This is a genomic window from Arthrobacter sp. GmRoot5-12 (genome assembly GCF_059739365.1).
Map to the genome: position 1 here is coordinate 544,975 of NZ_AP046056.1, position 23,475 is coordinate 568,449.

Here is a 23,475-nt window from a genome sequence, read left to right on the forward strand (position 1 = left end):
GGGGCCCTGACATCCTGCAGTGGCTGCGGATCAGCTCTTGCGGGCGTAGCCTTCCCACTTGTCGGCGCGGTGCTCGCCATCGACGAAACGGATGGTGCCGGACTTGGACCGCATGACGATGGACTGGGTGAGGACCTTGTCCTTGGAGTAGCGGACGCCCTTCAGAAGGTCACCGTCGGTAATGCCGGTGGCGGCGAAGTAGCAGTTGTCGCTGGAGACCAGGTCGTTGGTGGAAAGCACGCGGTCGAGGTCGTGGCCGGCGTCGATTGCCTTCTGCTTTTCCTCGTCGCTGGTGGGCCACAGCCGGCCCTGGATGACGCCGCCCAGGGACTTGATGGCGCAGGCGGCCACGATGCCTTCCGGGGTGCCGCCGATGCCCATCAGCGCATCCACGCCGGTGCCGGAGCGGGCCGCGGCAATGGCGCCGGCGACGTCGCCGTCCATGATGAACTTGGTGCGTGCACCGGCCTCGCGGATTTCCTCCACCAGCGGCTTGTGGCGGTCGCGGTCAAGGATCATCACGTTGAGCTGGTTAACCTTCACGCCCTTGGCCTTGGCGATCAGGTGCAGGTTCTGCTTGACCGGCAGGCGCAGGTCCACCATGTCCGCGGCCTCGGGACCGGTGACGAGCTTTTCCATGTAGAACACGGCAGAGGGATCGAACATGGAGCCACGCTCGGCAACGGCAAGGACGGCCAGGGCGTTGTTGATGCCCAGTGCAGTCAGCCGCGTTCCGTCGATGGGATCAACGGCCACGTCGCATTCGGGGCCGGTGCCGTCGCCGACGCGTTCACCGTTGAACAGCATGGGGGCTTCGTCTTTTTCGCCCTCGCCGATCACCACAACACCGTTGAAGTGGACGGTCTGCAGGAAGGAACGCATGGCGTCGACAGCTGCGCCGTCGGCGGTGTTCTTGTCGCCGAAACCCACCCAGTGGCCGCCGGCAATGGCCGCGGCCTCGGTGACGCGGACAAGCTCAAGGGCGAGGTTGCGGTCCGGCTCGTCGTGGCCCACCGCAAGGGACGATGAAATCGTGGAGTACTTCTGGGTCATGGACGCTGGTGACACGTGAACCTCTTCTTCGAGTGGCGATCATTGAACCCGCCCGCCGGTGCAGCAGGACGGTGATTCCTCTGCTATCGATCATAGTCGCGGCACCGCGCCGAGGGCGGCCCATGACGCAACCGCGCAATGTGCACCGCAGCCCCCCTCGCGCCCCGGGACATGGCCGAATGGAAGTCCGGCTCCGGGATGGGCGACTATAGAGGGGTGAATGACATGCAGGAAGCCACCAGTCCCAGCTCCGGCCAGGCACAGCCCGAGGGCCGTTCCGGCCCCGCCGGCAGCAGTGCGGACACCCCGGCTAAGCCCGTCATTCCGGCGGCGGCCGCCAAGCGCGCCAACGCCTCCGTGATCGGCATGATCATTGCCCTGGTGCTCAGCATCGCGGCGTTCCTGCCCGTTGTCCTCATGAATCCCCAGCCCAAGGGCGATGGCTACCGGCCGGACATCGATGTTGCCTCGGTGGCACGCAACGCGGCGGATGTGGCGGGATTCACACCCATTGCCCCTGATACCGGCAATGCCTTCCGCCCCAACTACGCCCGGTGGGAAGCCGGCACGGGCAGCGGCGTGCCCACCTGGGAGGTTGGCTATGTGACCCCCAAGACGTCCTTCATCAGTTTGGTGCAGACCAGGAGCGCCAACCCCACCTGGCTCCTCCAGCAGACCAAAAACGCCCCCGTCACCGGCTCGCGGAACGCCGGCGGCAAGGAGTGGGAACTGCGCGACACCGGCAAGGGTGAAAAGTCGATGGTGCTCAACTACAGGGGCAGTACCATCGTCCTCTCCGGCGCCGCGCAACTGGACGAATTCGCAACGCTCGCCGCCGCCGTCGTCAACTCCCTTGAAGGCAGCCCCGCCGTCACAGTTTCACCGTCGGGTGCGCCTACGCCGTAAGGTGGGGCCGTGACGACTAACCTGACTCCTGCACTGGCCTGGCGCCGCCTGCGCGAAGGCAACGAACGTTTCGTACAAGGCCAGTCCTCCCATCCGAACCAGAATGCCTCCCACCGCTCATCGTTGGTGGAGACACAAAACCCCTTCGCGGTGATCTTCGGCTGCTCCGATTCACGGCTCGCCGCAGAGATCATTTTCGACGTCGGCCTCGGCGACGTTTTCGTGGTCCGCACCGCCGGCCAAGTGATCGACGACGCCGTCCTGGGCTCCCTGGAGTACAGCGTCGGCGTGCTGGGTGTACCGCTGATCGTGGTGCTTGGGCACGACAGCTGCGGTGCCGTGACGGCCACCAAGGATGCCGTTGAGACCGGCGACATGCCTGCGGGGTTCATCCGCGACCTCGTGGAGCGCATCACACCCTCGGTCCTGACGTCCCTGCGGAATGACCAGCCTGAGGTCAACGACATGGTGGTGGAGCACGTCAAGCAGACATCGCAGCGGCTGGCGGACAGCTCGCGTGTGATTTCCGACGCAATCGAGGGCGGCCGCACCGCGGTCATCGGGCTCTCCTACCGGTTGGCAGAGGGCCGCGCCGACCTTGTTTCCGGAATCGGCGAGCTCTAGGACCCACGTGCCGGCGGTCCACTGGACCGCCGGCAAAGCTCCCTTAACGGTTTTCGATGGGGCGCCGGATCGCCATAAGCTAGCCCCATGACTTCCACTGAAGAGTTCCGCATTGAACATGACACGATGGGCGAAGTCCGCGTCCCCGTGAACGCACTGTACCGCGCGCAGACGCAGCGGGCAGTGGAGAACTTCCCCATTTCCGGCAAGACCCTTGAGCGCACCCACATCGAGGCGCTGGCGCGGGTCAAGAAGGCTGCCGCCCAGGCCAACGCAGAACTGGGCGTGCTCGACGGCGAGCTGGCCAAGGCGATTGCAGACGCTGCCGATGAGGTGGCCGCCGGCAAGTACGACGGCGACTTCCCCATCGACGTTTTCCAGACCGGCTCCGGCACCTCCTCGAACATGAACACCAACGAGGTACTGGCCGAACTGGCTACCCGCGCCCTGAAGGCCGCCGGCAGCGACAAGGTGGTCCACCCGAACGACCACGTCAACGCCTCGCAGTCCTCAAACGACGTGTTCCCCACCTCGGTCCACGTAGCTGCCACCTCGGCCCTGATCAACGACCTCATTCCCGCCCTGGGCTACCTTGCCGAGTCGCTGGAGCGCAAGGCTGTTGAGTTCAAGGACGTCGTCAAGTCCGGCCGCACCCACCTCATGGACGCCACCCCGGTGACCCTGGGCCAGGAGTTCGGCGGCTACGCCGCGCAGGTCCGCTACGGCATCGAGCGCATCAACGCTTCGCTCCCCCGTGTTGCCGAGGTTCCGCTGGGCGGGACCGCCGTGGGCACCGGCATCAACACCCCTGCCGGTTTCCCTGAGCGCGTCATCGAGCTGCTGGCAACGGACACCGGCCTGCCGCTGACCGAAGCCCGCGACCACTTTGAGGCGCAGGCCAACCGCGACGGCCTGATCGAGGCGTCCAGCCAGCTGCGCAACATCGCCATCTCGTTCATGAAGATCAACAACGATCTCCGCTGGATGGGTTCCGGCCCCAACACCGGCCTTGGCGAAATTGCCATCCCCGACCTCCAGCCGGGCTCGTCCATCATGCCCGGCAAGGTCAACCCGGTCATCTGCGAAGCGTCCATCATGGTCGCTGCCCAGGTCATCGGCAACGACACCGCCATCGCCTGGTCCGGCACCAACGGCGCCTTCGAGCTCAACGTGGGCATCCCGGTCATGGCCGCGAACCTGCTGGAGTCCATCCGCCTGCTGGCCAACACCAGCCGGGTCATGGCCGACAAGATGATCGACGGCATCACGGCCAATGTGGAGCGCGCCCGCTTCCTGGCCGAGGCCTCCCCGTCCATCGTCACCCCGCTGAACAAGTACATCGGGTACGAGAACGCCGCCAAGATCGCCAAGACCGCCGTCAAGGAGGGCCTGACCATCCGCCAGGCCACCGAGAAGCTCGGCTTCGTCGGCGACGGCGACGGCAAGGTTTCCGAGGCCGACCTCGAGAAGGCACTGGACGTCACCACCATGACGTCCCCCGCCCACAAGGCCTGACGAACCACCGCCCAAAAGTACGACGACGGCCGGTACCTTTCCTGCGAAAGGTGCCGGCCGTCGTCGTACTGCTATTAAGGCCTCTTTCATAAGTTGCACGGATAACTGAATAGTGCAAAACTTTACTCCATGAGTTTGAGTGCAAGTTCGGAGGGCCTCAGGGAGCGGAAACGTGCAGCCACCCGCAGCGCCATCACGTCAACCGCCCGCGCCATGACCGCCGAGCGGGGCCTCAACGGCTACACCGTGGAGGAAGTGTGCGACGCCGCCGGAATATCGCGCCGCACCTTCTTCAACTACTTCCCCACAAAGGAAGACGCCATCATCGGGCACGCCGAAGACGACATCCCGGCCGAAGCCATCGACGAGTTCGTTGCCGGCGGAGCAGACTCTCCCGCCGGCGAAATCTCCCCCACACTCTTTCGCGACCTCATCCGGCTCTCGCTCCGCCTGGCCGAGGGCATGTCAGCCTCCGAAGAGGAAACCCGGCAGCTGATTGGCGTCGTCCACAAGGAGCCCCAGCTCATCCTCCGCATCATTGGCGTCACGGAGCAGCGCGAAGCCCAGTTCGCCATGGACGTGGCCCGCCGCGAAGGAGTGGCCCCCGACCACCCCGTGGTGCAAATGGCCGTAGTGCTGCTCAGTACCATCGCCCGCAAGAGCAGCATGGCCTACTTCTCCGACGGCAACACCCGCAGTTACCCGGACCTGCTCCTGGAGAACATCTCCGCAGCCAGCGTCCTGTTTTCCCAACCCTTCGATATCCCGGACACTGCCGCAAAAGGACAACCATGAGCACCGCCACCACCAAGGCACCGGCAGGACCCCTGCTGCTGACGCAAAAACGCATCTGGATTATCTTCTCCGCACTGATCGCGGGCATGCTCCTCTCCAGCCTGGACCAGACCATCGTTTCCACCGCCATGCCCACCATCGTGGGCAAGCTGGGCGGCGTGGAGCACCAGGCGTGGATCACCACCGCCTACCTGCTGGCCACCACCATCGTGATGCCCATCTACGGCAAGTTCGGCGACATCCTGGGCCGGCGCAACCTCTTCCTGGTGGCCATCGCGCTCTTCACCCTGGCATCTGTTGGATGCGCACTGGCCACCGACTTCTGGGGCTTCGTCATCTTCCGCGCCATCCAGGGCCTGGGCGGCGGCGGCCTCATGATCCTGTCCCAGGCGATCATCGCCGACATCGTTCCCGCCAAGGAGCGCGGCAAATACATGGGCCCGCTCGGCGCCATCTTCGGGCTCTCGGCCGTAGCCGGACCGCTGCTGGGCGGCTTCTTCGTGGACCACCTCACCTGGGAATGGGCCTTCTATATCAACATCCCGGTTGGCCTTGCTGCGTTCGCCATTGCCTGGTTCGCCCTGACCCTTCCCAACAAGAAGGCAGAAAAGCGGATTGACGTGCTGGGCGTTGTGCTGCTGTCCGCGGCCACCACCTGCCTGATCTTCTTCACCGACTTTGGCGGCAAGAAGGACGAGGGCTGGGATTCACCCCTCACCTGGGCCTTTGGTGCCGGACTGCTGGTTTCCGCCGCCGCTTTCGTGATGGTGGAGCGGCGGGCTGAGGACCCCATCATTCCGCTGAGCCTGTTCCGGAACCGGATCTTCATCAATGCCACGGCCATTGGCTTCACCCTTGGCCTGGGCATGTTCTCCGCCATCGCGTTCGTCCCCACCTTCCTGCAGATGTCGTCCGGCACGTCGGCAGCCGAATCCGGTTTGCTGATGCTGCCGATGATGGCAGGCCTGATGGGCACGTCCATCTACTCCGGTATCCGGATCTCCAGGACCGGAAAGTACAGGATGTTCCCCATCCTCGGTGCCGTGCTCACCATGGCCGCCATGCTGTGGATGACCACGCTTGCCGCCAGCACCCCCATCTGGGTGATCTGCGTCCAGCTGTTCCTGTTCGGGGCCGGCCTCGGCCTGATCATGCAGGTGGTGGTCCTGGTGGTCCAGAACTCCGTTCCGGCCGACCAGATCGGCACCGCCACCAGCACCAACAACTACTTCCGCGAGGTGGGCGCAGCCATGGGCGTGGCGGTGTTCGGCTCGATCTTCACCACCCGCCTTTCGGAGGCCTTGACCAACGCTTTCACGGGGGCAGGTGCTACCGCTGAGCAGGCCGGGCAGTCCACCCGGACCCTGGACCCGCAGGCACTGAACCAGCTCCCGGAGCAACTGCGTGACGCTATCGTAAATGCCTACGCCGACTCGCTGGCACCGGTGTTCTGGTACCTGCTCCCCTTCATCGCCGCGGCACTGCTCCTGGCCCTCACGCTGAAGCAAATTCCGCTCTCGGACACGGCCGGGATGGTGGCCCGCGGCGAGGCAGTGGGCGGCGAAGAAGCCGAGCGGCTCGCCGCCGGCCTCGCCGGAGCTCCCGCAGGCGCCGCCGGCACCAAGGCGGACACTGGACGGGACACTGATTATGACGCAGGTGGGCGCGGGGACCACGTGAAGGACGACGACGGCGAGCTGGTTTCGCCGGGCCGCTGACCGCCGTCGGATACCCGCTTTTTCAGGGCTCGAAGTGGACGGCTCCGGAGGGCGCCAGTGCCTGGCGGATGCTGGTGAGGTGGCCGGGCATGAGTTCGGGAAGGTCGTCCATGCTGAACCAGCCAACAGCCAGGGATTCGTCGTCATTGACCCTGGCTTCGCCGGAGACGTAACGGCACAGGAACACCACGTCCAGGAACTCGCAGATGTCACCGTTGGGATAGGTAACCGGCCCAACCGCGCCCACGGACACCACACGTTCCGCTTCGGCCACCACAGCTGTTTCCTCGAAGATCTCCCGGATGAGCCCCCGTGCAGGCTGCTCCCCCGGGTCCAGCATGCCGCTCACCAGCGCCCACTGCCCGTTGTCTGCCCGCTGGGCCAGCAGGATACGGCCCGCATCATCCACCACGACACCCCGCACCCCGGGGACCCAGATGGGATCGTTGCCGATCTTCTCGCGCAGCTTCAGGACGTATTCAGGTGCAGGCATACCGCCAGCCTATCGAACAGCCCGGGCAACATCGCAGGCAACTCACGCGGGCAGCAGCATCGCGGCGGCGGCGCCGGCGAGCATGAACGGGCCGAACGGGATGGCGGACTTCAGGGTGCCCCGCCGGGCCGCCAGCAGGGCCAGTGACCACAACCCGCCCAGCAGGAACGCCAGGAACGTGCCCGCGAACAGATGGCCCCAGCTGAGGTAGCCAAGGTACATTCCCAGCACTCCCGCCAGCTTGACGTCGCCAAACCCCATCCCCGGCGGATAGATGAACCGGAGGACAAAATAGAACAGCCACAGGATCGCGGCGCCGGCCACAACGCGGAGGGCAGGGATGGCCAGGATCCCGCCGGTGTTCCCTGCAGTCGGCACGGGACCGGCCCAGGCAACCGCGGCCGCCGCCAGGAGGAGCGCACCGGCCACCGCATAGGACGGGAAGACGATCCTGTTGGGCAGGAGGTGGTGCCGGACATCGATAATGGTGAGCCGGACCGCCATCACCGCAAAGTAAAGGCAGGCCGCCAGTACCAGCCAGAAGGCCAGCGGGGTGTGCTGCCAGAGTTCGCCGAGTCGTCCGATCACCCCTCGGATGCTACTGGATCCACCATTCCGCCCGTAGCACCCCCGCGTAAAATGTGGATATGTCGACCTGGGACTCCCGGCGCCGGGCGGTTCCGGGCCCTCCTTCCATCCCCGCGGACCTGGCCGCGATGTTCCGGAACCTTTGCCGGTCTTCCCCCTGGAAGTGGCAGGCGCTGCGTTTTGAGTACTGGGACCAGGCCTTTGCGTCAGCTCCCACGCCCGGTGCACCCTTCGTCCGTGCGTGGCTCCGCCGGCCGGGGGCGCTCCGCCTTGAAAGCCCCGAGGGCCTGGTCCTTCACAGCACCACAGGCATCAATGACTCCCGCGACGGCATCTACGTCAGCGCCACCCGTAAGTCCTGGCTGCTCCCTCCGCACCTGGTCACACCCGTGTACGACGACGCCGGACTGGTCCGCCGCCGGCCGGAAGCCGCCTACGGCGAGCCCGGGTTCGGAAATGGACGCTTTTCAGCCGCCCTGGACCCCGTGGAATTGGCCGGGAACGCCCCCGTGCCCATCGAGTTCCCGGGCAGCAACGCCCTGGACATCCGGGACACCCGCTTCGCCGAGCACGAAGGCCGGCCGGTTTTGGAGGCGGTGGTGGCCCCCAGCGCCGCCTACCGCCCGGGCGATCCTGCCGCCCCCCTCTGCCTTCCCGGAAGTTCACTCCTGCGGGTGGACATGGGTACCGGCGTCTGCGTATCCAGCCAGTCACTGGAGCAGGAAACCGGGGAGTATGGCCACTGGATCCGGATCCTCGCCGTGGATGAGTACATGCTCGATGACCTCTTCCTGGCACAGTCCATGAATCTCACCGACGTCCGCCGGCACATCAGCTGGGACATCGCCGCCAAGGCGTGACAACCCCGCATGCCACCGATCGGCTAGGCTTCGCGGATGACTACCCTGGGCTCCATCTGGCCGCTGTTCGACCTCACGCTGTCCACGCCGCGGCTCGAGCTGCGCCCCATCACCGACCAGGACATCCCCGCGGCCGTGGCGGCGGCCCGGGGCGGAATCCATGACGCCGGCAGGAACCCCTTCAGCACTCCCTGGACCGAGCTGCCCGACGAGGAGCTGGGCCCCAACATGGCCCGCTGGTACTGGCGCTGCCGGGCCGAATGCACGCCCGAAAGCTGGACGCTGCTCCTCGGCATCTGGCACGAAGGCCAGTTCGCCGGCTGCCAGGACGTTGGAGCCAAGGACTTCGCGGCCCTCAGGACAGTCACCACCGGATCCTGGCTCAAGCAGTCCGTTCAAGGCCGCGGCCTGGGCAAGGAGATGCGTGCCGCCGTCGTCCTTTGGGCCTTTGACCGGCTGGGGGCAGAAGTCGCCGAATCCGAGGCAGCCATCTGGAACAGCGCCTCCCTTGGCGTGTCCCGCTCCCTCGGCTACGAACTCAACGGCACCACCCGCAAAGCCTGGGGCCCCAAAATCGAAACACTCCAGCACGTCCGCGTCACCCCGGAGACCTTCAAGCGCCCCGACTGGGAGCTGAAAGTAGAAGGCCACGAGGCTGTGGCCAAGTTCCTCAAGGTCACCTGATTGCCTTACCGTGGCAGGATTCGTCCGCCCCGAGTCCTTCGCCGTCGCTTAGACACCTCCCGACGCATTGCTCCGTTCGGCGATGCGCTCCTCCACGAAGGACTCGAACCGGACGTGTGCCAGGGCGCGCCTTCTGAACACCTCCGGTAGGGATCCCGCTCGAGCGGGGCTGCGGTCCTTCTCGTAGGAGCGCATCGCGACGCATCGGCCGCCGGAGGTCGCCCAGCGACCGGAGACGGCCCTATGCGTTGTGTCTAAGCGACGGAGAAGGGCCGTGGCCCCGCGAAGCCAACCACTGCCACGCACGAAAAGGGCCGTGGCGGGACGAACCCGGCCACGGCCCTCAGCGAGGTGTCGCTAACCTTCCAGAAGTTCGGTGACCAGGGCGGCGATGGGCGAGCGTTCGGAGCGGGTCAGGGTGACGTGGCCGAAGAGGGGGTGTCCTTTCAGGGTTTCGACGACGGCGGCGATTCCGTCGTGGCGGCCGACCCGCAGGTTGTCCCGCTGGGCGACGTCGTGGGTGAGGACGATCTTGGAGTTCTGGCCGATGCGGCTCATGACCGTCAGGAGCACGTTCTTTTCGAGGGACTGTGCTTCGTCGACGATCACGAAGGCGTCATGCAGGGAACGTCCGCGGATGTGGGTGAGGGGCATGACCTCGAGCATGCCGCGGTCCATGACCTCCTCCACTACTTCCTGGCTGACCAAGGCCCCGAGGGTGTCGAACACGGCCTGCGCCCAGGGGTTCATTTTCTCGGACTCCGAACCTGGCAGGTAGCCCAGTTCCTGTCCGCCAACCGCGTAAAGGGGCCGGAAGACGATCACTTTGCGGTGTTCGCGGCGTTCCAGCACCGCCTCGAGGCCGGCGCAGAGGGCAAGGGCAGACTTGCCGGTGCCGGCGCGGCCACCAATGGAAACGATGCCGACGGCGGGATCCATCAGCATGTCGATGGCCAGCCTCTGCTCGGCGGACCGGCCGTGGAGGCCGAACACGTCGCGGTCGCCCTTGACCAGGCGCACCTGCTTGTCGGCGCCCACCCGGCCGAGCGCGGAGCCGCGGTTGGACAGCAGGACCAGCCCGGTGTTGACGGGCAGCTCGGCGGCCGCGGGGATGAAGACGGGCTCGTGGCCGTACAGGGTGGAAATCTCCTGTTCGTCCGCTTCGATTTCGGCAACACCCGTCCAACCGGAGTCCTTGACCAGTTCGTTGCGGTACTCGTCGGCGGTAAGTCCCATGGCGGACGCCTTGACCCGCATGGGCAGGTCTTTGGACACGACGGTAACGTTGCGTCCTTCGTTGGCAAGGTTTTTGGCGACGGCGAGGATGCGGCTGTCGTTGTCCCCGCTGCGGAAGCCCAACGGCAGCACCTCGGACGAGATGTGGTTGAGTTCCACCATCAGGGTCCCGCCCTCGTCGCCGATGGGAAGGGGCTGGTTCAGGCCGCCGTGCTTGACCCGGAGGTCGTCCAGGAGCCGCAGGGCTTTCCGTGCGAAGTAGCCGAGTTCGGGGTCATGCCGTTTGGCCTCGAGTTCGGTGATGACCACGACGGGAACCACTACCTCATGCTCGGCAAACCGCAGGAGTGCGCGCGGATCCGAGAGGAGGACGGAGGTGTCGATGACGAAGGTGTGGATGTCGGCTTCCCTTCCGGAGACAGCAAAACCGGCCGCAGCATCAGTTGCTGCGCCGGTTTCAGAGGTAGCTCGCTCGGCGCGAGAGGTAGCTTTTCCACCCAGTCCAAACAGGACCTCGGGCAGTTGTTCAGAAGTAGCCACATCGACTCCAGCCCCGGGCGCCAGCCCGGAATTGTTATTGGTGAGGCGGCTCGGCCAAGAGGCCGGGTCCGGCCTCCCATACAACCGGTGCGATGTTTCGCTCCATGTACTGGCCTCCCCGATCAGCCGGCGGTTTTGCCTGCTGATGGATATAACGTAAATCCACCCGGGGTAATTTCCGCAACCATTACGCGGCGATTTCTCTTGCAGGTGTGTGAACTTGTTATGAACCGGGGGTTTCAGGTGCCAAAGCGCCGCTGGCGGCCGGCGTAGTCGCGCAGGGCGCGCAGGAAATCCACTTTGCGGAAAGCAGGCCAGAGGGCCTCGCAAAAGTAGAACTCGCTGTAGGCGCTCTGCCACATGAGGAAGCCGGATAGCCGCTGCTCCCCCGACGTCCTGATCACCAGGTCCGGATCCGGCTGTCCGCGCGTGTACAGGAAGCGCGAGATGTCATCAACGCACAGGTCATCGGCAAGCTTGGAGATGTCCATGCCCTTGGCGACGGCGTCGTGCAGGAGTTCCCTGACGGCGTCGACGATTTCACGCCGGCCCCCGTAGCCCACCGCCACGTTGACATGGATTTTTTCCCGGACGGGTGTCCTGGCGGTGAGCTTGTTAAGGCGCTCGGCCAGGTAGTCCGGGAGCAGCTCAGGTGCGCCCATGGCGTGTACCGAGATGTTGGCGTCCTCGTCCAGCCGGTCCAGGGTGTTGGCGATAATGCCCATCAGGAGGTCCAGTTCCTCGCTGGAGCGGTTCATGTTGTCCGTGGACAGCATGTAGAGCGTCACCACTTTTACGCCGAGTTCCTGGCACCAGCCGAGGAATTCGTGGATTTTGTCCGCCCCGGCCTGGTGGCCCTGGCTGGTGGGTGCGTTGAACTGCTTGGCCCAGCGGCGGTTGCCGTCCACCATGACGCCGATATGGCGGGGGATCCGGTCGCGGGGAAGGTCCCTAAGCAGCCGGCGTTCGTAATAGCCATAGAGGAACCCGGGCAACTCCACGCGTCCACTCACCTGACTTTCCTGCCGTACGTACATCCACATCCTAGGCTACCGCCCGTGGCCGGCTGGCACGGCCAGTACCCCGGGAACATCAAAGCAGGGATGTTACCCGCGGGTAACTTACCGGCCCGTAAGTTATTCTGGTGGCATGAACAGCGACTCTCCGCACGCCTCCCGGGACCCCCAGCCGGAGGAGCGGAATACCGCCGCGGAACCAGGGCCCAGCGCCATGGATGACGCCGCCGTCCGCCTCGCGGAACTACTCATGATCAAGCCCAAGTGGCGGGGGTGGATCCACACGGTCACGGCCCCGCTCGCCCTTGCCGCCGGGATTATCCTGGTTGTCATTGCCCCCACCACGGACCGCCGGATCACGTCCGCCATCTACGCCGCCACAGGTGTTTTGCTCTTCGGCGTCAGCGCCGTCTACCACCGCGGCAACTGGTCCCCGCGCGTCAAGCTCGTTTTGAAGCGGCTGGACCACACCAACATCATGCTGGTGATCGCCGGCACCTATACGCCGCTGGCATGGACTCTCCTGGAACGCCAGCAGGCGGTGATCCTCCTGTGGGTCATCTGGTCCGGAGCCATCCTCGGCGTGCTGTTCCGGTTGCTGTGGACTGAAGCCCCCCGCTGGCTCTACGTGCCCATCTACATCGCACTGGGCTGCGGCGCGCTGTTTTACCTGCCGCAGTTCTTCCAGGCGAGCATCCCGGCGGCCGTGCTGATCTGCGTGGGCGGCGTCCTCTACATTGCGGGCGCAATTTTCTACGCGCTGAAGAAGCCCAATTTCAGCTACCGCCACTTCGGCTTCCACGAACTATTCCATGCGTTCACCGTGCTCGCCTTCGCGGCACACTTCGCGGCGATCGCCATGGCAGTCCTCGACTAGAACCCCTTCACTCCGGAGCCGGCCCGGCCGAAGGGACAGCCCTATTCGCGCGGCTGCGGATGTCCCCCGGCAGTGCCGTTTCCGTTGGCATCAGTAGCTTCCGGAGGCGTCCCGCCGTCGCGCCCGTCCTGGACGTCCGCGGCGTCAACATCTGCGGCAGCTGCAGCGGCCAGGCGCTCTTCCTCCACCTGGGCCCGGTAGCGCACCCTGCGGATCCGACGCACCATATCCACAATGAGCAGGGCAGTCGCCACGACGAAGAACGCCGTCATGATGAACCCCAGCAGGCCCGGCGTCACCTGGTCCTCGGAAATCCCCTCCCGCAGTGTCGGAGTAGGCAGCGGGGTCGGCGTGGTGGCGAGGCTGAGGAGCAGAGATTGCACGGTTAATACCTTCTGGTGGAGCGGATGCAGCAGGAAGCGGACGGGACCGGCCGTCGCCGCGCCTGTCTTCTACGCAAGATAGAAATAGCCTGCCGTGTCTATCTTAGCCCGGCGAACAGGTCCTTCTCGGGGAGCTCGGAGGGCACCCTGGAATGGATCAGCGAATAGTCCTCCCACGGCCAAACCCGGCGCTGCATGTCGGGCGAAACGGCGAAGAAGAACCCCAGCGGGTCCACCTGCGTCCGGTGCGCGCGCAGCGCATCGTCGCGGACTTCGAAAAAGTCCCCGCAGTCAATCTGGGTGGTGGTGGGGTGCGCGGCCGGCGGCGGGGTGTGCCCCTCGGCGTCGGACTCCAGCCAGGCGGCCAGGCGCTCGGCGTACGGTGACTGCAGCCCTGCCTCCTCCAGCGCAAAGTGCAGTGCCCGGAACCGCTCAGGGCTGAAGGCGCGGTCGTAATAGAGCTTGCCTGGCTCCCATGGCTCCCCCGCCTCCGGATAGCGTCCGGGATCGCCTGCGGCCTCGAAGGCTTCCACGGCCACCCTGTGCGCCATGATGTGGTCCGGGTGCGGGTAGCCGCCGTTCTCGTCATAGCTGAGGATGACGTGCGGCTTGAAGGAACGCACCAGCCGCACCAGGGGCGCCGCGGCCTGGTGCAGGGGCAGGGTGGCGAACGATCCGGTGGGGAGCGGCGGCAGCGGGTCGCCTTCGGGAAGGCCCGAGTCCACAAATCCAAGCCACCGCTGGCGGATCCCGAGGATGGCGGCAGCCTGCTGCATCTCCAGCCTCCGGGCACCGGCCATATCCCGCTTGGGGTGGGGTTCGTCTTCCACCGCAGGATTTTGGATGTCGCCGCGGGAACCGTCGGTGCAGGTTGCCACCAGCACGTCCACACCGGCAGCCGCATACATGGCCATGGTCGCAGCACCCTTGCTTGATTCGTCATCCGGGTGGGCGTGGACCGCGAGCAGCCGCAGCGGCACCTGGGAGTTGCTGGACGCTGTCATGGAAGGGACGGCTCCTAATTCTTCTTTTGCGGCTCGTGGCAGCTTTCGGATGGTGTCGCGGGTGCGCTGCCTCGCCGGCAGCTGCAGCCACCGCAAAGCGCCGGCGGAAAGGGAACTAAACTGGTCTGGTGACTTCCCCGGACCAGCCGGCCCGCCCCGCGCCCGCAGACACTAGCCTAGCCAATCGGTATGGTGCTAAAAAGCGCCGGCTCTCCCCTAAGGCCACCCGGGCCGCGATCGGCCTGGCGCTTGCCGCGGGAATCGGGTTCCTGGCGTGGGTGACCACATCGAATTCGCTCTCCGGAGTGACGTTCAAGGACGTGGGTTACAGCACCACCGATGCCACGCTCGCCGAGGTGGACTTCCAGGTGACGCGGGAACCGGGCAAGCCCGTGAAATGTGCCGTGAAGGCGCTGGATTCCAAGTTCGCTGTGGTGGGCTGGAAAGTGGTGGACATCCCGCCTTCGGTGGCGGATGGAACGGCCGACGGCGGCAGGACGGTGGCCCAGCGCGTCACGTTGCGCACGGAGTCGGAGTCGGTATCGGGCGTGGTGGACAGCTGCTGGATTCCAGCCGGGGCGTCCTGAGCAGTGTGACGTGGAACGCTTCCCTGTTGGGTTATCTCCAGAGGATTGACTACAATGGGGAGATACCTTTACCCCGCTGAGCTGGTTGCTGTTCCACAAGTGGCCACCGTGGCGGGGTCTTTTGCATTGTAGGACCACTAGAGGAGAAGTCCGTGTCTACCACCAACAGCGCATCTGCAGCCTGGCTCACCCAGGAAGCTTTTGACCGCCTGAAGGCAGAGCTGGACCACCTTTCCGGCGCTGGCCGGGCGGAGATCGTCCAGAAGATTGAAGCAGCGCGGCAAGAGGGGGACCTCAAGGAAAACGGGGGCTACCACGCGGCCAAGGAGGAGCAGGGCAAGATTGAGGCCCGCATCCGCCAGCTGACGGCACTGCTCCGGGATGCCCATGTGGGTGAATCGCCTGCCGATGACGGCATCGTGGAACCCGGCATGATCGTGGTGGCCAGGATCGCGGGCGACGAGGAGACCTTCCTGCTGGGTTCACGTGAGATCGCGGGCGACTCAGACCTGGATGTCTTCAGTGAAAAGTCGCCGCTTGGCGCTGCCATCCTGGGCCACAAGGAGGGCGAGACCCTCAGCTACGTGGCGCCCAACGGCAAGGACATCAAGGTGGAGATCCTCTCCGCCAAGCCCTACGCCGGCTAGCTCCGCGCATGGCTTGTACGCGCAGTGCTCCGTAACAGGACAGCGCGAAACCGGGAAGCGTGGCCGTCCCCCCAGGGGACGGCCACCGCTTTCCGTTAAGGCCTTGTGCCGGGCCTACTTCAGGCCGGCTGCTATGACTTCGCCGGCATCCCAGGCGCGCGCGGACGAAGCAGCAGCGCCGCCACCACGCCGCCAACGGCCCCGCCAAGGTGCGCCTGCCAGCTCACGTATCCGGACACGAACGGCAGGGCGCCCAGGAGGATGCTGCCGTAGCCCATGAAAAGGACCACTGCGAGCAGGACCTGGCGCCAACTGCGGTTGAAGAAGCCCCTGACCAGCAGGAACGCAAAGAGCCCGAACACCAGGCCTGAAGCGCCCACGGTGATGCCGTTCCCGATCAGCCACACCGTCAGCCCGCTGCCGAGCCAGCTGAGGGCAAGGGCGGTGAGGAACACGCGCAACCCGGAGAGGAACACCAGGAAGCCGAAGACGACCAGGGGCAGGCTGTTGGAAAGCAGGTGGTTCAGGTTGGCATGCAGGAGCGGGAACGTGAAGATGTCCAGCAGCCCGTCGGCACTCCTGGGCCGCAGGCCGAAGGTCCGGGTGAGGGCCCCCATCATCAGTGTGTTGACCACTTCGATGGCGAACAGCACAGCCACAAAGCCGCCCAGCACCACCAACCCGCCCTTCGCGCGGGACGCGATGGCCTGCCGCCCGGGGAGGCGTCCGTTGCCCGTCAGTCCTGCCAAGGCCCGTTCCTAGTGCACGACGATCGGCTGGAAACCCTCGGCACGAAGTGCGCTGAGGACCTGCTCACCGTGCTGGTGGCCCTTGGTTTCCAGGTTCACGGTGATGGAGACGTCGCCCATGCTGATGGAGCCTCCCACCCGCGTGTGGTCCAGGCCGGTGACGTTGGCATCGTTTTCGGCAATGATGCGGGCAATGGTTGCCAGTGAGCCGGGGCGGTCATCAAGCATCATCCGCACCGTCATGTAGCGGCCTGCGGCGGAGAGGCCGCGCTGGATCACCTTGAGCATCAGCATGGGGTCGATGTTTCCGCCGGAGAGCACGGCCACGGTGGTTCCCGGGTTCTCGATCTTGCCGTCCATGAGGGCTGCAACGCCCACCGCCCCTGCAGGTTCAACCACCATCTTGGCCCGTTCCAGCAGGAAGATCAGGGCGCGGGCCAGGGAGTCTTCACTGACGGTGACCACATCATCCACCAGCTCGCGGATGATGCTGAAGGGCAGCTGCCCCGGACGCCCCACGGCGATGCCGTCCGCCATGGTGGAAACCTTCTTCAGCGGCACCAGCGCGTCGGCGGCCAGCGAGGGCGGGTAGGCGGCGGCGTTTTCCGCCTGGACGCCAATGATGCGGATCTCCCGGCCCAGTTCCCTGGCGCGGGCCTTGATGGCGACGGCGACCCCTGCCAGGAGCCCACCGCCGCCCACACCCATGAGGATTGTGTCAACGTTGGGGACCTGCTCGAGGATTTCCAGGCCCACGGTGCCCTGGCCGGCCACCACGTCCACATTGTCGAACGGGTGGACGAAGACCATGCCCGTTTCGTTGCTGTAGCGCTGGGCTTCGGCGAGCGCCTCGTCCACGTTGTGCCCGTGCAGGACCACTTCGGCGCCATGGCTGCGGGTGGCGGCGAGCTTGGGCAGTGCCACGCCCAGCGGCATGTAGATCCGGGCCTTGATGCCCAGGCTCTTGGCGGCGACGGCAACGCCCTGGGCGTGGTTGCCGGCGGAGGCTGCCACCACTCCCCGCTTTTTCTCGTCCGGGGAGAGCCGCGCCATCCGGACGTAGGCCCCGCGGACCTTGAACGAGCCGGCGCGCTGCAGGTTTTCGCATTTGAAATAGACGTCGCCGCCTACCATGGTCCCCAGCGCCCGCGACGATTCCACGGGAGTGCGCGCGATAATCCCGTCAAGCAGCTTCTGCGCCTCAAGGACATCGTCCAGTGTGACGGGAAGGGTTTCAAGGATCTTCACGGACTACTCTCCTCTGGGTTCTGCCCCGGTGCCTTCCGGGGAGGAATCACGGGCATCGCGGTGTTCGGCTGGAGTGCCGGACGCCGTGTCCTTCCCCGCGCCAGGTACAGACGGCGGTTCAACGTCCTTGATGGTGTTGTCCCCGCCTGCTCCGGCCGTGATGGGCTTCCCGGCAATTACCGGCACCTGTTCATGTTCCCACGTTCTTGCGGCGATGTAGCGAACAGCCGAATTTGCTACGGCCAGGATGGGTACCGAGAACAGCGCTCCGGGGATGCCGGCAAGGTAGGAACCGGCCGCAACGCTGAGGATCACAGCCACCGGGTGCAGCGAGACTGCCTTGCCCATGACCAGGGGCTGCAGGATGTGGCCTTCAAGCTGCTGGACCAGCAGGACGATGGCCAGCATGATCAGGGCGTTGATGGGGCCGTTGGCCACCAGCGCCAGCAGGATGGCCACGATACCGGTCAACAGGGCGCCCACCACCGGAATGAAGGAGCCGAGGAAGACAAGCACGCCCAGTGGAAGCGCAAGCGGGACTCCGATAATGGCGGCGCCCACGCCAATGCCGAGCGCGTCCACTGCTGCGACGAACATCTGGATGCGCGCATAGCTGACCATGGACGCCCAGCCCCTGCGGCCGGCGCCGAAGGTGGCGGCCCGGGCTTTGCGCGGAAGCATCTTAACCAGGAACGCCCAGATCCGGTCACCTTCCAGGAGGAAGAAGATCAGGATGAACAGCGACAGCAGCATGCCGGCAGCGAAGTGCCCCGCGGTGCTGCCGAAGGACAGGGCGCCGCTGAGGATGCTGCTGCTGTTGTTCTGCAGCGCGTCGGTGGCTTCCCTGATGTACTGGTCGATCTGGGCGGCCGTGAGGTGCAGGGGGCCGGCAGAGAGCCAGTCCTGGACCTGCCGGACGCCTTCAAGGGCCTGGGAATAGAGCTCGCCGAATCCCACCGCCAATTGCCTGCCCACCAGGGCCAGGGCACCGACAATGACACCGATGAACCCGAGGACCGTCACGGCGACGGCAAGCCCCGCAGGCAGCCCGTGCCGCTTCAGCCACACCGTGACCGGGCTCAGGAGACCGGCGAGGAGGGCGGCCACCATAATCGGGATGATCAGGAGGGTGATGTGGCTGAGCAGCCAGACCAGCGTCCCCACCATCAGGAGAATCAGGCCCAGCCGCCACGACCAGGACGCCGCTATGCGGATGCCGTAGGGTATGTCCTTGTCCAGCTCACGGTCCGTCAGGACCCGCAGCGGCGCAGCGGAGGCGGGCGCCGGCGCTGAAACCGGGCGGGCCAGGGTAACGTCGTCCTCGTTAGGCGTCATATGCCAATACTTCCCCAGCTGCGGCCCGATGGGAAACTACTCCCCCGCCGCGCCGGGCTTGTAGTCGATGCCCCATTGCATGCTGAAGGACTCCCCCGGAGCCAGCCACCGGAGACCGTCGCCGGAGTTGAACGCGTTGGCCGGTCCCGTCATCGGCTCCACCGCCACTGCACGGCTACGGCCCGGGTACACCGTGCTCACGAAGATGTGGACGTAGCGGCAGGCCTCGTCCTGCCACAGCGACACCTCCCCGCCGTCGGACGCCGCGAGGGTGTGCCGCGCCTTGCCCCCTTCGAAGCTGAGGTCCGTCAGGGCCACGTCCACCGCCAGGTCCGCGATGTGCCGCCCGGACCGAAAATCCACATCCCCGGCTACAGGGGCCGAACTGCGGGGAATCAATCGCTCATCGGTCACCAGTTGGGTGCCGGCGGCAACGGTCAGCTGCAGTTTCTCAACCGGGGTGTCACCAAGCCGCAGGTAGGGGTGGGCGCCCAGAACGAATGGGGCGGCCGCCGCCGAGTCGTTCGTGAGGGTCTGCCTGACCTGCAGCCCCAGGTCTTCCGAAAGCCGGTACTCCACCCTGTGGCGCACCAGGAACGGATAGCCGTGCTGCGGGAAAACTGTGGCCTCCAGTGCCACGGCGTCCTGCGACTCCGCAACCGCCGCGTAGCCGGTATTCCGAAGCAGGCCATGGCTGGCGTTGTTGCGGGACACTTCGGTGATGTCCAGCTGCTGCTTCCGGCCGTCGAGGAACCAGACCCCGTCCTCCACCCTGTTGGCCCAGGGCGCCAGGGTGATGCCTGCCCCACCGGGGGCGATCTGATCATCGCCGTAGGTTTCGGTCAGCAGGACCCCGCCCCGGCTGAAGGAGCGGAGCCCTGCAGCGAGCTCAGTGACCACGGCGACGGCGTCGCCCCGGCGAAGCTCGTATTGCCGGCCGGTGGCGCAGGACAGGGCGGATGAGCGGGTGGAGGTTCCGTGTTCGGAAGAGGCTGTCATGGGCATTACCGTACATGGCACGAATGGCCCTTCCATCTCCCTTTGTTACTTTTTGTTGTTAACTATTCATTCTTGATCGTTTATGCAAGACTTTTTGTATGACAGGGATTACCAGTACCAGACTCTCCGATGGGCGGGAGCTGATCTACTTCGACGATGACAGCACCAGCACGTCACGCGCCGGACACCTCACCACCGACCACCGCGGCCTGCCCCCTCGCGGGGAGCCGGGCGAGGTGCGCTTCGATGCCCTGACGGACGAATGGGTGGCTGTCGCCGCGCACCGCCAGGCCCGCACCCACCTGCCGCCGGCAGACCAGTGCCCCATCTGCCCCACCACGCCCGCCAACGCTTCCGAGATCCCTGCCCCGGATTACGACGTTGTGGTCTTCGAAAACCGGTTCCCCTCGCTGGGACCGGCCCTGGGGCCCGTGCCTGACAACGCCGCATGGGGAACGAAAGGCCCGGCGTACGGCCGCTGCGAAGTAGTGTCGTTCACCCCCGACCACACCGGGTCCTTCAGCGGCCTCAGCGGGGAGCGGTCCCGCACGGTTATCGAGGCCTGGGCGCAGCGTACCGCTGCCTTGAGCGCCATGGCCGGCGTCAAGCAGGTGTTCCCGTTCGAAAACCGCGGCGCGGACATCGGCGTGACACTGCATCACCCACACGGGCAGATCTACGCTTACCCCTACATCACCCCGCGGGCCGGCACCCTGGGGGCGGCCGCCCGGAAGTACTACGACGCGCAGGACGGCAGGGACACCCTGACCGGTTCCCTGCTGAGGGCCGAGCGGGAAGACGGCAGCAGAATGGTCCTCGAAGGCACGCATTTCAGCGCCTATGTGCCCTTCGCGGCCCGTTGGCCGCTGGAGATCCACCTCGTCCCCCACCGCCGGGTGCCGGACCTGGCTGCACTGGGCGGAGAGGAAAAGGACGAGCTGGCACACGTCTACCTCGACCTGCTCAAGCGGGTGGATGCCCTGTACCCCACGCCCACTCCCTACATCTCCGCCTGGCACCAGGCGCCGCTGGATGACTTCCTCCGGCCGGCGGGCTACCTCCATCTTCAGCTCACCTCCCCGCGCAGGGCGGCCGATAAGCTGAAGTACCTGGCCGGCTCCGAAGCGGCCATGGGCGCTTTCATCAACGACACCACCCCCGAAATTGTGGCGGAACGGCTGCGCAGTGTTGCGGTCCCGCCGTCGTCCATGCCTGCCGCCGCCATGGCGGCCACCCCGGAAGGAGCCTCCGCGTGAGCACCCAGGATCCGGCCAAGGCCGCACCCGCATCCGCACCCGCCGCCCAAAGTCTCGGCGCCCGCTTTGAACTCGAGTTCGGAGGCGCTCCCGACGGCATCTGGCAAGCACCGGGCCGGGTTAACCTCATCGGCGAACATACCGACTACAACGAGGGCTTCGTCCTCCCCTTCGCCATCGACCGCACCGCCCGGGTGGCCATCGCGGCCCGCCCGGATTCAACCGTGCGGCTCCTGTCCACGTACGGCGACCAGGGCGTGGTCACCACCACCCTCGGCACCCTGCGGCCGGGAACAGCCAAGGGCTGGACCAAGTACCCCCTCGGCGTCATGTGGGCCCTCCGGGAGCGGGGCATCACCGTTCCCGGGCTGGACCTGCTCCTGGACTCGAACGTCCCGCTCGGTGCCGGCCTGTCGTCGTCACACGCCATCGAATGCGCAGTCGTCACGGCGCTCAACGACCTCACGGGTGCCGGGCTGTCGGCCCAGGACATGGTGCTGGCAACCCAGCGTGCGGAGAACGACTTCGTGGGTGCGCCCACCGGGATCATGGACCAGTCAGCGTCCCTTCGCGGCTCGAAGGGCCACGCCGTCTTCCTGGACTGCCGGGACCAGAAGGCAAGCCTGGTTCCTTTCGAGACCGAACCCGCAGGCCTGGTGCTCCTGGTGATTGACACCAAGGTGTCGCACTCCCACGCCGACGGGGGCTATGCGTCACGCCGGGAATCCTGCGAGCTTGGGGCGGAAGTGCTGGGGGTTAAGGCACTGCGGGACGTCGAGGTGGCTGACCTTGAGGAGGCAAGCGGCCTGCTGGATGAGGTGACGTTCCGCCGGGTGCGGCACGTTGTCACCGAAAATGACCGCGTGCTCCAGGCCGTGGAGCTTCTGGGCGGCCCCGGTCCCAGCGCCATCGGTCCCCTGCTGGACGCCAGCCATGCCTCCATGCGCGATGATTTTGAAATTTCCTGCCCGGAATTGGACTTGGCCGTGGACACCTCGCGGGCCCATGGGGCCATTGGTGCCCGCATGACCGGGGGCGGCTTTGGCGGAGCTGCGATTGCGCTGACCCCGGTGGACGCCGAGCAGAAGGTGCGCGCCGCCGTCACCCAGGCTTTTGCCGACGCCGGCTTCAAGGCGCCGGACATCTTTACCGTTTCCCCTGCCGCCGGCGCCCTGCGCATTGCCTAGGGACGCCGCGGCAGCCTGATGCCGTCAGCCCTTAACGGCCGTGGGCCCCACCAGTCTGGTGGAGCCCACGGTTTTTGGTTTACGACGGCGGAAGCTGGCCGGGTGCCTAGTCGTCGCCGCGCAGGATGGCCAGCAGGCGGATGATCTCCACATACAGCCAGACGAGGGTGACGGTCAGCCCGAATGCAGCCGTCCAGGAGAAGCGCTGCGGGGCTCCGCTGCGGACCCCTTCCTCGATGCTGGTGAAGTCCATGATCAGCGAGAAGGCGGCGAGGCCGATGGCGAGCAGGCCGATGAAGACGCCCAGCGGGATCCCGAAGATCTCGACGCTGCGCAGGCCGAAGGGCTGCTGCAGGGCGCCGGTCCACATCAGCACCATGTTGACCAGGGCAAACACGGCGTAGCCGATGATGGCGATCATGAAGAACCGCATGGCCTTGGGGGTGGCCCGGACCTTGCCGCTCTTGAAGAGCACCAGGGTCACGGCAAATACGGACAGGGTACCGATGACCGCCTGCAGCCCCACACCGGGGAATTGGGTGTCGAGGATCCTGGTGAGTCCGCCGAGGAAGAGGCCCTCCAGCGCCGCGTACGCAAGGATCAGTGCCGGCGAAGGCTGCTTCTTGAAGGTGTTGACCAGGGCCAGCACGAACCCGCCCAGGGCGCCGACAATCATCAGCATTGACGCCAGCGGCAGGCCCACCGTGAGGGTGATGGCTGCGCCCACCAGCACGGCGCCGAGGCAGGCCGCGGTCTTCATGATGACGTCGTCGAACGTCATCCTGCCGGTGTCTGCGGGGCCGGCCGAGGGCTGGCTGTACATCTGCCGCAGCTGCTCGTCGGTCATGCTCTGGGGTTGCGTGCCCCAGCCCTGCTGGCCGTAGGGCTGGCGGCCGTACGGTGCCTGGCCGCCATAGGGCTGCTGGCCGTAGGGAGCGCCGTAGGGAGCCTGCGGGACAGGCGGTGCCTGGGTGGCTCCACGGAAATTCTTTCCGTTGAAGATCGGGTTGCCGCCAAGTGCCATTGCGGGATTCCTCCATGTGGATGTGGGTGATGAGCTTTTTGTTACGCTACCAATTCCCACGCGGAGGCAGCCGGGAAAGTTCCCTTGGGGCCCGGTTGCAACCGAACCGTGACCGTTGCACCTTTCCAGGCACCCGGCCCCGTGCGGCGAA

The 23,475-nt window shown here is 65.9% G+C and carries 24 protein-coding genes; 12 read left to right on the forward strand and 12 right to left on the reverse strand.

From position 1 onward, the window contains the following. Positions 1–30: 30 nt before the first annotated feature. Positions 31–1,053: a class II fructose-bisphosphatase gene (gene glpX, locus AC6JAM_RS02395; protein WP_018770164.1), complete on the reverse strand. Its 1,023-nt coding sequence runs from the start codon at positions 1,051–1,053 to the stop codon at positions 31–33. A gap of 225 nt (positions 1,054–1,278) precedes the next feature. Between glpX and AC6JAM_RS02400 the strand changes: the two genes are divergently transcribed. The 5 genes from AC6JAM_RS02400 (at position 1,279) to AC6JAM_RS02420 (ending at position 6,611) form a co-directional block, all read left to right on the forward strand. After that, positions 1,279–1,959, forward strand: a complete 681-nt coding sequence (locus tag AC6JAM_RS02400) for a DUF4245 domain-containing protein (protein ID WP_497935878.1) — start codon at positions 1,279–1,281, stop codon at positions 1,957–1,959. Positions 1,960–1,968: 9 nt separating this feature from the next. Then, positions 1,969–2,583, forward strand: a complete 615-nt coding sequence (locus tag AC6JAM_RS02405) for a carbonic anhydrase (protein ID WP_018770166.1) — start codon at positions 1,969–1,971, stop codon at positions 2,581–2,583. A gap of 87 nt (positions 2,584–2,670) precedes the next feature. Further along, entirely contained in the window at positions 2,671–4,098 is a 1,428-nt protein-coding gene (locus tag AC6JAM_RS02410; RefSeq protein WP_018770167.1) for a class II fumarate hydratase, read from the forward strand. A 129-nt stretch (positions 4,099–4,227) separates the two neighbouring features. Further along, entirely contained in the window at positions 4,228–4,893 is a 666-nt protein-coding gene (locus AC6JAM_RS02415) for a TetR/AcrR family transcriptional regulator (protein WP_488314878.1), read from the forward strand. Beyond that, entirely contained in the window at positions 4,890–6,611 is a 1,722-nt protein-coding gene (locus AC6JAM_RS02420) for an MDR family MFS transporter (RefSeq protein WP_488314879.1), read from the forward strand. Before AC6JAM_RS02415 ends, AC6JAM_RS02420 begins: the two co-directional genes overlap by 4 nt. A 22-nt stretch (positions 6,612–6,633) precedes the next feature. On the opposite strand, the gene AC6JAM_RS02425 is transcribed toward AC6JAM_RS02420, so the two are convergent. Beyond that, positions 6,634–7,104 carry an NUDIX hydrolase gene (locus AC6JAM_RS02425; protein ID WP_056393485.1) on the reverse strand — a complete coding sequence of 157 codons (471 nt, stop codon included), beginning with the start codon at positions 7,102–7,104 and terminating at the stop codon, positions 6,634–6,636. Between the two features lie 42 nt (positions 7,105–7,146). After that, positions 7,147–7,692: a prepilin peptidase gene (locus AC6JAM_RS02430; protein ID WP_478222141.1), complete on the reverse strand. Its 546-nt coding sequence runs from the start codon at positions 7,690–7,692 to the stop codon at positions 7,147–7,149. Between the two features lie 59 nt (positions 7,693–7,751). On the opposite strand from AC6JAM_RS02430, the gene AC6JAM_RS02435 reads away from it, so the two are divergent. Further along, positions 7,752–8,552, forward strand: a complete 801-nt coding sequence (locus AC6JAM_RS02435) for a hypothetical protein (RefSeq protein ID WP_056393483.1) — start codon at positions 7,752–7,754, stop codon at positions 8,550–8,552. A gap of 36 nt (positions 8,553–8,588) precedes the next feature. Further along, positions 8,589–9,236 (forward strand): GNAT family N-acetyltransferase, encoded by a 648-nt coding sequence (locus AC6JAM_RS02440; protein ID WP_497933928.1) that lies wholly within the window; start codon positions 8,589–8,591, stop codon positions 9,234–9,236. 357 nt (positions 9,237–9,593) lie between these two features. Here AC6JAM_RS02440 and phoH2 read toward each other — a convergent pair whose 3' ends face one another. Both phoH2 and AC6JAM_RS02450 read right to left on the reverse strand, forming a co-directional pair. Continuing rightward, on the reverse strand, positions 9,594–11,012 hold the full coding sequence (gene phoH2, locus AC6JAM_RS02445) for an RNA 5'-3' helicase PhoH2 (protein WP_018770175.1): 1,419 nt from the start codon (positions 11,010–11,012) through the stop codon (positions 9,594–9,596). 239 nt (positions 11,013–11,251) lie between these two features. Next, positions 11,252–12,013, reverse strand: coding sequence for an isoprenyl transferase (locus AC6JAM_RS02450; protein ID WP_018770176.1), 762 nt, complete (start codon positions 12,011–12,013; stop codon positions 11,252–11,254). A 148-nt stretch (positions 12,014–12,161) separates the two neighbouring features. On the opposite strand from AC6JAM_RS02450, the gene trhA reads away from it, so the two are divergent. Next, complete coding sequence (gene trhA / locus AC6JAM_RS02455) at positions 12,162–12,905, forward strand: PAQR family membrane homeostasis protein TrhA (protein ID WP_497933929.1); 744 nt, start codon at positions 12,162–12,164, stop codon at positions 12,903–12,905. Positions 12,906–12,946: 41 nt separating this feature from the next. On the opposite strand, the gene AC6JAM_RS02460 is transcribed toward trhA, so the two are convergent. Together AC6JAM_RS02460 and mca are read right to left on the reverse strand one after the other, a co-directional pair. Beyond that, on the reverse strand, positions 12,947–13,288 hold the full coding sequence (locus AC6JAM_RS02460; protein ID WP_026265917.1) for a hypothetical protein: 342 nt from the start codon (positions 13,286–13,288) through the stop codon (positions 12,947–12,949). A gap of 98 nt (positions 13,289–13,386) precedes the next feature. Then, positions 13,387–14,292, reverse strand: coding sequence for a mycothiol conjugate amidase Mca (gene mca, locus AC6JAM_RS02465; protein ID WP_497933931.1), 906 nt, complete (start codon positions 14,290–14,292; stop codon positions 13,387–13,389). A gap of 128 nt (positions 14,293–14,420) precedes the next feature. On the opposite strand from mca, the gene AC6JAM_RS02470 reads away from it, so the two are divergent. Then, entirely contained in the window at positions 14,421–14,879 is a 459-nt protein-coding gene (locus tag AC6JAM_RS02470; RefSeq protein WP_134164548.1) for a DUF4307 domain-containing protein, read from the forward strand. A gap of 152 nt (positions 14,880–15,031) precedes the next feature. Then, positions 15,032–15,526, forward strand: a complete 495-nt coding sequence (gene greA, locus AC6JAM_RS02475; protein WP_018770181.1) for a transcription elongation factor GreA — start codon at positions 15,032–15,034, stop codon at positions 15,524–15,526. Between the two features lie 131 nt (positions 15,527–15,657). On the opposite strand, the gene AC6JAM_RS02480 is transcribed toward greA, so the two are convergent. Genes AC6JAM_RS02480 through AC6JAM_RS02495 form a run of 4 tightly spaced genes read right to left on the reverse strand, consistent with a single transcriptional unit; the run spans position 15,658 to position 19,857 of the window. Beyond that, positions 15,658–16,275 (reverse strand): rhomboid family intramembrane serine protease, encoded by a 618-nt coding sequence (locus AC6JAM_RS02480; RefSeq protein WP_497933932.1) that lies wholly within the window; start codon positions 16,273–16,275, stop codon positions 15,658–15,660. A 9-nt stretch (positions 16,276–16,284) separates the two neighbouring features. After that, the gene (ilvA, locus tag AC6JAM_RS02485) at positions 16,285–17,523 is read right to left on the reverse strand and encodes a threonine ammonia-lyase (RefSeq protein WP_018770183.1); all 1,239 of its coding nucleotides are present in this window, start codon (positions 17,521–17,523) and stop codon (positions 16,285–16,287) included. Positions 17,524–17,526: 3 nt separating this feature from the next. Then, the gene (locus AC6JAM_RS02490; RefSeq protein WP_200953198.1) at positions 17,527–18,858 is read right to left on the reverse strand and encodes an AI-2E family transporter; all 1,332 of its coding nucleotides are present in this window, start codon (positions 18,856–18,858) and stop codon (positions 17,527–17,529) included. Positions 18,859–18,894: 36 nt separating this feature from the next. Then, the gene (locus AC6JAM_RS02495; RefSeq protein WP_497933934.1) at positions 18,895–19,857 is read right to left on the reverse strand and encodes an aldose 1-epimerase family protein; all 963 of its coding nucleotides are present in this window, start codon (positions 19,855–19,857) and stop codon (positions 18,895–18,897) included. A gap of 98 nt (positions 19,858–19,955) precedes the next feature. On the opposite strand from AC6JAM_RS02495, the gene galT reads away from it, so the two are divergent. Next, positions 19,956–21,113 (forward strand): galactose-1-phosphate uridylyltransferase, encoded by a 1,158-nt coding sequence (gene galT, locus AC6JAM_RS02500; RefSeq protein WP_497933935.1) that lies wholly within the window; start codon positions 19,956–19,958, stop codon positions 21,111–21,113. Continuing rightward, positions 21,110–22,300: a galactokinase gene (gene galK, locus AC6JAM_RS02505; protein WP_056393473.1), complete on the forward strand. Its 1,191-nt coding sequence runs from the start codon at positions 21,110–21,112 to the stop codon at positions 22,298–22,300. Before galT ends, galK begins: the two co-directional genes overlap by 4 nt. A gap of 106 nt (positions 22,301–22,406) precedes the next feature. Here galK and AC6JAM_RS02510 read toward each other — a convergent pair whose 3' ends face one another. Then, positions 22,407–23,324 carry a Bax inhibitor-1/YccA family protein gene (locus AC6JAM_RS02510; protein WP_056393472.1) on the reverse strand — a complete coding sequence of 306 codons (918 nt, stop codon included), beginning with the start codon at positions 23,322–23,324 and terminating at the stop codon, positions 22,407–22,409. Between the last annotated feature and the right edge of the window lie 151 nt (positions 23,325–23,475).

Excerpts from the sequence above, each read along its gene's own strand:
- trhA (WP_497933929.1), top strand. The coding sequence starts at position 12,162 with ATGAACAGCGACTCTCCGCACGCCTCCCGGGACCCCCAGCCGGAGGAG.
- AC6JAM_RS02490 (WP_200953198.1), bottom strand. The coding sequence starts at position 18,858 with ATGACGCCTAACGAGGACGACGTTACCCTGGCCCGCCCGGTTTCAGCG.
- mca (WP_497933931.1), bottom strand. The coding sequence starts at position 14,292 with ATGACAGCGTCCAGCAACTCCCAGGTGCCGCTGCGGCTGCTCGCGGTC.
- AC6JAM_RS02415 (WP_488314878.1), top strand. The coding sequence starts at position 4,228 with ATGAGTTTGAGTGCAAGTTCGGAGGGCCTCAGGGAGCGGAAACGTGCA.
- AC6JAM_RS02420 (WP_488314879.1), top strand. The coding sequence starts at position 4,890 with ATGAGCACCGCCACCACCAAGGCACCGGCAGGACCCCTGCTGCTGACG.
- AC6JAM_RS02410 (WP_018770167.1), top strand. The coding sequence starts at position 2,671 with ATGACTTCCACTGAAGAGTTCCGCATTGAACATGACACGATGGGCGAA.
- AC6JAM_RS02510 (WP_056393472.1), bottom strand. The coding sequence starts at position 23,324 with ATGGCACTTGGCGGCAACCCGATCTTCAACGGAAAGAATTTCCGTGGA.
- galT (WP_497933935.1), top strand. The coding sequence starts at position 19,956 with ATGACAGGGATTACCAGTACCAGACTCTCCGATGGGCGGGAGCTGATC.
- AC6JAM_RS02495 (WP_497933934.1), bottom strand. The coding sequence starts at position 19,857 with ATGACAGCCTCTTCCGAACACGGAACCTCCACCCGCTCATCCGCCCTG.
- AC6JAM_RS02435 (WP_056393483.1), top strand. The coding sequence starts at position 7,752 with ATGTCGACCTGGGACTCCCGGCGCCGGGCGGTTCCGGGCCCTCCTTCC.
- AC6JAM_RS02400 (WP_497935878.1), top strand. The coding sequence starts at position 1,279 with ATGCAGGAAGCCACCAGTCCCAGCTCCGGCCAGGCACAGCCCGAGGGC.
- AC6JAM_RS02425 (WP_056393485.1), bottom strand. The coding sequence starts at position 7,104 with ATGCCTGCACCTGAATACGTCCTGAAGCTGCGCGAGAAGATCGGCAAC.
- AC6JAM_RS02440 (WP_497933928.1), top strand. The coding sequence starts at position 8,589 with ATGACTACCCTGGGCTCCATCTGGCCGCTGTTCGACCTCACGCTGTCC.
- glpX (WP_018770164.1), bottom strand. The coding sequence starts at position 1,053 with ATGACCCAGAAGTACTCCACGATTTCATCGTCCCTTGCGGTGGGCCAC.